This is a genomic window from Pseudomonas sp. GP01-A4 (genome assembly GCF_058780865.1).
Genome location: NZ_JBYSWF010000053.1, coordinates 48129 through 55485 on the forward strand (window position 1 = coordinate 48129; position 7357 = coordinate 55485).

At 61.5% G+C, this 7357-nt stretch carries 9 protein-coding genes; 6 read left to right on the forward strand and 3 right to left on the reverse strand.

What is annotated here, in order from left to right; all coding sequences use genetic code 11:
- The first annotated feature begins 41 nt into the window (after window positions 1-41).
- Window positions 42-1496, forward strand: a complete 1455-nt coding sequence (locus AC3WKX_RS25100) for a TrkH family potassium uptake protein (RefSeq protein ID WP_003212988.1) — start codon at window positions 42-44, stop codon at window positions 1494-1496.
- On the opposite strand, the gene AC3WKX_RS25105 is transcribed toward AC3WKX_RS25100, so the two are convergent.
- Window positions 1453-2508 (reverse strand): AraC family transcriptional regulator, encoded by a 1056-nt coding sequence (locus AC3WKX_RS25105; protein WP_003212986.1) that lies wholly within the window; start codon window positions 2506-2508, stop codon window positions 1453-1455. The two genes, AC3WKX_RS25100 and AC3WKX_RS25105, sit on opposite strands and share 44 nt — an antisense overlap.
- 161 nt (window positions 2509-2669) lie before the next feature.
- On the opposite strand from AC3WKX_RS25105, the gene AC3WKX_RS25110 reads away from it, so the two are divergent.
- Window positions 2670-2981: an Mpo1-like protein gene (locus tag AC3WKX_RS25110; RefSeq protein ID WP_003212984.1), complete on the forward strand. Its 312-nt coding sequence runs from the start codon at window positions 2670-2672 to the stop codon at window positions 2979-2981.
- 33 nt (window positions 2982-3014) lie between these two features.
- Complete coding sequence (locus AC3WKX_RS25115) at window positions 3015-3599, forward strand: HD domain-containing protein (RefSeq protein ID WP_003212982.1); 585 nt, start codon at window positions 3015-3017, stop codon at window positions 3597-3599.
- Here AC3WKX_RS25115 and AC3WKX_RS25120 read toward each other — a convergent pair.
- Entirely contained in the window at window positions 3596-4897 is a 1302-nt protein-coding gene (locus tag AC3WKX_RS25120; protein ID WP_003212980.1) for an MFS transporter, read from the reverse strand. The genes AC3WKX_RS25115 and AC3WKX_RS25120 overlap by 4 nt on opposite strands.
- Before the next feature lie 335 nt (window positions 4898-5232).
- Here AC3WKX_RS25120 and AC3WKX_RS25125 point away from each other — a divergent pair, with 335 nt between their 5' ends.
- The 3 genes from AC3WKX_RS25125 to AC3WKX_RS25135 all read left to right on the forward strand — a co-directional run bounded on the left by AC3WKX_RS25125 (window position 5233) and on the right by AC3WKX_RS25135 (window position 6895).
- On the forward strand, window positions 5233-5361 hold the full coding sequence (locus AC3WKX_RS25125; protein WP_003212978.1) for a hypothetical protein: 129 nt from the start codon (window positions 5233-5235) through the stop codon (window positions 5359-5361).
- Window positions 5362-5435: 74 nt separating this feature from the next.
- Window positions 5436-5609, forward strand: coding sequence for a hypothetical protein (locus tag AC3WKX_RS25130; protein WP_008430977.1), 174 nt, complete (start codon window positions 5436-5438; stop codon window positions 5607-5609).
- A gap of 86 nt (window positions 5610-5695) precedes the next feature.
- A complete protein-coding gene (locus AC3WKX_RS25135) occupies window positions 5696-6895 on the forward strand; it encodes an MFS transporter (protein ID WP_003212974.1) in 1200 nt (399 codons plus the stop codon).
- On the opposite strand, the gene arfB is transcribed toward AC3WKX_RS25135, so the two are convergent.
- Window positions 6892-7305, reverse strand: coding sequence for an alternative ribosome rescue aminoacyl-tRNA hydrolase ArfB (gene arfB / locus AC3WKX_RS25140; protein ID WP_003212972.1), 414 nt, complete (start codon window positions 7303-7305; stop codon window positions 6892-6894). The two genes, AC3WKX_RS25135 and arfB, sit on opposite strands and share 4 nt — an antisense overlap.
- Between the last annotated feature and the right edge of the window lie 52 nt (window positions 7306-7357).

Genomic DNA, 7357 nt, shown 5'->3' on the forward strand with positions numbered 1-7357 from the left:
CAGGTAGAATGGCGCCTTTCCTGTCACCCCGAGCGGACCTCATGGCGTTGCCGACCTTACGGATAATCGGTTTCATTATCGGCATCTTCCTGATCACCCTGGCGATCGCCATGGTCATCCCCATGGCGACCCTGGTGTTTTTTGAACGCACCAGCGACCTGCCGTCGTTCCTCTGGGCCAGCCTGATTACCTTTATCGCGGGCCTGGCGCTGGTCATCCCCGGCCGCCCGGAACACGTGCACCTGCGCCCGCGGGACATGTACCTGCTGACCGTCTCCAGCTGGCTGGTGGTGTGCATCTTCGCCGCACTGCCGTTCCTGCTGACCCAACACATCAGCTACACCGACTCGTTCTTCGAAAGCATGTCGGGCATCACCGCCACCGGTTCCACGGTGCTCAGCGGCCTGGACACCATGTCCCCGGGCATCCTCATCTGGCGCTCGCTGCTGCACTGGCTCGGCGGTATCGGCTTTATCGGCATGGCGGTGGCGATCCTGCCGCTGCTGCGCATCGGTGGCATGCGCCTGTTCCAGACCGAATCCTCCGACCGCTCGGAAAAGGTCATGCCCCGCTCACACATGGTGGCGCGCCTGATCGTGGCGGCGTACGTGGGCATCACCATCCTCGGCAGCCTGGCGTTCTGGTGGGCCGGGATGGGGCTGTTCGATGCGATCAACCATGCGATGTCGGCGATTTCTACCGGCGGGTTTTCCACTTCCGACGAATCCCTGGCCCACTGGAAACAGCCGGCGGTGCACTGGGTGGCCGTGGTGGTGATGATCATGGGCAGCCTGCCGTTCACCCTGTATGTGGCCACGATGCGTGGCAACCGCCGGGCGCTGATCAAGGATCAGCAGGTGCAAGGCTTGCTCGGGTTGTTGGTGGTGACCTGGCTGGTGCTCGGCACCTGGTATTGGTGGACCACCGACCTGCCTTGGCTGGACGCGCTGCGCCACGTGGCGGTGAACGTCACCTCTGTGGTGACCACCACCGGTTTCGCACTCGGGGACTACAGCATCTGGGGCAATTTCTCGCTGATGCTGTTCTTCTACCTGGGCTTTGTGGGCGGTTGCTCCGGCTCCACGGCTGGCGGGATCAAGATCTTCCGTTTCCAGGTCGCCTACATCCTGCTCAAGGCCAACTTGAACCAGTTGATTCACCCGCGAGCGGTGATCAAGCAGAAGTACAACGGCCATCGCCTCGATGAAGAAATCGTGCGGTCGATCCTGACCTTCTCGTTTTTCTTCGCCATCACCATCTGCGCCATCGCCCTGGCCCTGTCGTTGCTGGGCCTGGACTGGATGACCGCGTTGACCGGCGCCGCCAGTACCGTGTCCGGCGTGGGCCCGGGCCTGGGGGAAACCATCGGCCCGGCCGGTAACTTCTCCACCCTGCCGGACGCTGCCAAGTGGATCCTGTCATTCGGCATGCTGCTGGGCCGACTGGAGATCATTACGGTGTTTGTGCTGTGCATTCCGGCGTTTTGGCGTCACTGACAGGCAGCTCATGCAACCGCGCCCGGTACTCGCCGGGCGTGGCATCGAACCAGCGGCGGAACGCACGAAAGAAGTTGCTCGGGTCGGCAAACCCCAACAGGTAGGCAATTTCCAGCAGGGTCATGCTCGGCTGCGCCAGGTATTGCTCGGCCAGTTCGCGGCGGGTGTCGTCGAGCAAGGTCTGGAAACTCGTGCCCTCCTCCTGCAAGCGGCGCTGCAAGGTGCGCTGGGACAGGTGCAACGTCTGCGCAACCACTTCACGCTTGGGCTCGCCCTGGGGCAGCAATCGGCATAGCACCTGCCGCGCCTTGTGGGTCACCCGGCTCTCGGAAAACCGCGCCAGGTACTCCCCGGCAAAACGATCGTGCAACAACGCCATCGCCTCGTTCGCCGTGGGCAACGGCGCTTCCATATCGGCCCGCTCGAAGATCAGCGCGTCATAGGGCGCGTTGAACACCAGCGGTGCATGGAAGGCTTGTTTGTAGGGCGCCAGGTCCGCTGGCTGATCGCCCTGCACCAGCACCTTGCGCGGTTGCAACGTGCGCCCGGTCAGCCAGCCGCATAACGCCAGGGCACTGGCCAGGGACGCTTCGGCACTTTGCCGGGTAGGCGGCAGGTGGTCGCCGTGCACCGTCAGAATCAGCGCATAACCTTCGGGCAACAGGCGGAAACTCAGGTCGGCACTTTCAGCAATGATTCGCTGGTAACGCACCAGCCGCATAAAACCTTCGGCCAGGGTATTGCTGGACATCAAGGCGTAGCCGGCCACATGAAACGATGCCGGGCGCACCACCTTGCCCATGTTCAAGCCAATCGCCGGGTTGCCCGACAGCTCGACCGCGCGCTGCCAGAGCCGGGTCATGGAGTCCTGGGGGAAGCGTGCATCCGGGTCATTCAGCGCGGCGTAATCCAGGCCAAGCTGCTTGAACAAGGCACGGCAATCCAGGCCGTCCATTTCCAGCGCCTTGACTATCCCCATCGCCCAGCTTGCAGAAGTCGTTCGTTCGCTCATGGCGTTTTCTTAACAAGGAAGGCTGAAACGACAGCCAGGAATCCGAAGGATACTAAAGTGGCATCTATTGTCACTGGCTGTTACCACTGATGACTCTAGACTCAAATAAGCTCCCCGCCGAACATCTGTCGGGCAGAACAATAACCAGAGGGCCGACCACTGTGGAAAATGCCAGGCAATTCAACAGCTTCGCCGATTTCTACCCGTATTACCTGAGCGAACACGGCAACAGTACGTGCCGTCGCCTGCACTTTATCGGCACCAGCCTCGTTATCTTCATACTCGCGTTGGCGATCGGCAAAGGTGCGTGGTGGCTGCTGCTGGCGCTGCCGGTAGCCGGCTACAGCTTTGCCTGGATCGGCCATTTCTTCTTTGAAAAGAATCGCCCGGCGACCTTCCAGCATCCGCTGTACAGCCTGTTGGGGGATTTCGTGATGTACCGCGACATGATTCTGGGCAAGGTGCCGTTCTAGCCCCACGCTTGAAGAACAATAAGAGAGGCTTTGATGAACCAGCAGGCCCGTTTCACCCATATGCAGGATGGTACCCAGGAAGACTGGGCGATCATCGCCAAGGATTTCAGTGCTTACGCCCGGCAATTGCCAAGCCGGATCCTGGCGCATCTACGGCTGCTGGAGGGCGACTTCGGCGGCTTCCCGGTGGACCGCCTGACCCACTCGCTGCAAACCGCCAGCCGCGCCTGGCACGATGGCCGGGATGAAGAGTACGTGGTGTGCGCCCTGCTCCACGACATCGGCGACACCCTCGGTTCCTACAACCACCCGGACATCGCCGCCGCGATTCTCAAGCCGTTCGTAAGCGCCGAGAATCTGTGGATGGTGGAGAAGCACGGGATCTTCCAGGGCTACTACTTCTTCCACCACCTGGGGATGGACCGCCACCTGCGCGAGCAATTTGGCGACCACCCGCAGTACCGGCAAACCATCGAGTTCTGCGCGCAGTACGACGCGGCGGCGTTCGACCCGGCCTACGACACCCTGCCGCTGAGCTTCTTCGAGCCGATGCTGGCGCGGGTGTTTGCCCAGCCGAAGAACTCGCTCTACAAGGCGGCGATGGAACGCCAGGGTTAAACCGGCAGCAATGTGCCGCCGTGACCGGTTTGGGTGGCTGGCTCCGGATCTTTGACGATCTCCCGGGCCACCATCAGGATCACGATGGCCGCAATGATGTCGAAAATCGCCAGCACCACAAACAGCGGGCTGTAGCCGACCTTGGTCACCAGCACGCCGAACACCGCAGTAAATGCCGCAGCCCCGATAAACCCGCACATCTGCCCGCCACCGGTGGCGGTGGCCACGTCATTCTTGCCGAATGAGTCCGAGGCGATGGAAAACAGTGCACCCGACAAGGTCTGGTGGGCGAAACCGCCGACACACAGCAGAGCAATCGCGGTGTAGGCACTGTCCACCAGGCCGATGCACGCCGGGCCGATCATGCACAGGCAACCGAACAGCATCACCAGCTTGCGCGAGGTGAACAGCGAGACCTTGAAGTAGCGGTGGAACAACGGGCTCAGGTAGCCACCCAGCACACAGCCAATGTCGGCGGCCAGGAACGGCAGCCAGGCGAACAGCGCCATTTCCTTGATGTTCATGTGCCGCTCGGTCATCAGGTACAACGGAATCCAGGCATTGAACGTCTGCCAGGCCGGCTCCGAGAGCATCCGCGCCGAGGCGATGGCGAAAAAGTTGCGGCTCTTGAGGATGCGCTTCCAGCTGGCTTTCTTCTGCACGCCTTCCTTGAGGTGGGTTTCCTGGCCGGCCTCGATGTACTCACGCTCGGCCTGGGCCAGCAGGCGCTGGTCACGCGGGTGCTTGTACAGCAGCAGCCACAGCCCGCTCCACACCAGGCCGATGCCGCCAACGATCAGGAATGCCAACTGCCAGCCGCTGTGCAAAATCGCCCAGACCACCAGTGGCGGCGCCAACAACGCACCAAACGACGAACCAAAGTTGAACCAGCCGATGGCGACGGAGCGCTCCTTGGCCGGGAACCACTCGGTAATCGCCTTGACGCCGCCGGGGAAGCCCGCCGACTCCGTCAGCCCCAGTGCGCCACGGGCCACTGCCAGGCTCTGCCAACCGGTGGCGAATGCCGCCAGGGCACAGACTACCGACCAGGAGATGGCGAAGATGGCAAAGCCCATCTTGGTACCGATCGCATCGATCACATAACCGGCGATCGGCTGCATCAAGGCGTAACACACCTGCCAGGCAACAACGATGTGGGAATACTGCTCAGTGGAGATGCTCAGGTCGGTCATCAGCGTGGGGGCTGCGACTGAGAGCGTGTTGCGGGCCAGGTAGTTAATAATCAGGCCGACCGTCATCAGCCCGACCATCCACCAACGGATGCCTTTGATTTTCATCGCTTCACCTTAATTATTTTTAGATTTGAGGCGTACGTTCTGCGACCGAGCGCATCCGTATTACGGGCGCTATAAAACTGTAACGTCATATGTCGTCATACAACTGTTAGCGTTATATTCAGTCCGCAGTACGATGTCAATCCGTGAAGGGTGATGTTGTACGATGACAATCGACACCCCTGTGGCGCCACGTCACTTGCGCGGCGGGATGAAGACGCGTTCATTTTCTGAGATAAAATCTTTCTGTCATTTACAGTGCTGTATCCTGCACAGGCTTTTTGAACGCGCGGAATCACCTGCGATTGATAAAACAGATCTTGCGAGGAGCGACGACGATGCACGAAATCCCTAATCTCCCCTTCCCAAGCCTGCACGAAACTGAGCAGCCAACCCCGCAACAGGCCGGTGCCACCAAGCCCGAGCCCAAAGAGGCAAAACCGGTCGACCGCAAGAGCGAAGACTGAGAGCCGTACCCAGACCGTGTGGAAAGCGTGACATTGCGCGCTTTCCACACCGCCTGAACACCGTGAGCCCCGCCATGACCGACACCACCCCCGATACCGCCCTGCTCGACACTGCCTTGCACATGGTCGACGTATGGAACCGCCTCACCCCGGAAAAACAGGCCCTCCTGCTCAAGCGCTTCGGCACCCAGGAAAACGCCCTCGCCGCGTTGGTAACCACGCAACTGCTCAACCCCGCCGATCGCTAAAAGTTTGCTTTGCTGCCCCCGCACGCGCCCAGCATCGGTATCATAAGCAGCCTATCTTTTCCTGCTGCGACAGTGGACCTCTCCCCATGCCAGATACCCAGCGCCCCATGGCGGTCACGCTGCAAGTCGTTTCCATCGTTTTGTTCACCTTCATCGGCTACCTGAATATCGGCATTCCCCTGGCCGTGTTGCCTGGCTATGTGCACAGCGACCTGGGCTTTGGCGCCGTGATCGCGGGCCTTGTGATCAGCGTGCAATACCTGGCCACTCTGCTGAGCCGGCCCTATGCCGGACGCATCATCGATAACCGCGGCAGCAAGCGCGCCGTCATGTACGGCCTGGCCGGTTGCGGGTTGAGCGGCGTGTTCATGTTGCTCTCGGCGTGGCTGTCACACCTGCCGGCGCTGAGCCTCACCAGCCTGCTGATTGGCCGCCTGGTGCTGGGCAGCGCTGAAAGCCTGGTGGGCTCGGGTTCCATCGGCTGGGGCATTGGCCGGGTGGGTGCGGCGAATACCGCCAAGGTCATCTCCTGGAACGGCATCGCCAGCTACGGCGCCCTGGCCATCGGCGCACCGCTGGGGGTGTTGCTGGTCAGTCATTTCGGGCTGTGGAGCATGGGCGTCAGCATCATCCTGCTGGCGGTGCTGGGCCTGCTGCTGGCCTGGCCGAAAGTCGCCGCGCCGATCGTGGTGGGCGAGCGCCTGCCGTTCATGCATGTGCTGGGGCGCGTGTTGCCTCACGGCTGCGGGCTGGCGCTGGGCTCGATCGGGTTTGGCACCATCGCCACCTTCATCACCTTGTATTACGCGACCCAGCATTGGGATAACGCGGTGCTGTGCCTGAGCCTGTTCGGTGCCAGCTTTATCGGGGCGCGGTTGTTGTTCGGCAATTTGATCAACCGCATTGGCGGGTTTCGCGTAGCGATTGCCTGTTTGTCGGTGGAGACGCTGGGGCTGCTGCTGCTGTGGCTGGCGCCGGATCCTCATTTGGCGTTGGCGGGTGCGGCGTTGAGCGGGTTTGGCTTTTCCCTGGTGTTTCCGGCCTTGGGTGTGGAGGCGGTCAACCTGGTGCCCGCCTCGAGCCGGGGTGCGGCGGTGGGGGCGTATTCGCTGTTTATCGATTTGTCGTTGGGGATCACCGGGCCGTTGGCCGGGGCGATTGCGGCGGGGTTCGGGTTTGCCTCGATCTTCCTGTTTGCGGCGATCGCGGCGTTTGGCGGGTTGCTGTTGAGCCTGTATTTGTATCGGCAGGCGCCGAAGTATCGCGAAGAACGTCAGGCGAGTTAGAAGTCCACCTTGCCGCGGCCGGCCTTGATGCTGCCGCGTTTGGTCTTGGATTCGAGGCGGCGCTTCTTTGAGCCCAGGGTGGGTTTGGTGGGGCGGCGTTTCTTTTCGACCTTGGTGGCGCTGAGGATCAGTTCCACCAGGCGCTCGAGGGCGTCGGCGCGGTTTTGTTCCTGGGTGCGGTATTGCTGGGCCTTGAGGATCAGTACGCCTTCGCTGGTGATGCGGGTGTCGCGCAGGGCCAGCAGGCGTTCCTTGTAGAAGTCAGGCAGGGACGAGGCCGGGATGTCGAAACGCAGGTGCACGGCGCTGGAGACCTTGTTGACGTTTTGACCGCCAGCGCCCTGGGCGCGGATGGCTGTCAGTTCGATCTCGGCGTCGGGGAGGTGCACGTTGTTGGATATCACCAGCATTTTTTGATCGGGCCTTGGGGTGGAGGGGTAAGGATACGCCAATGTGTTGGGC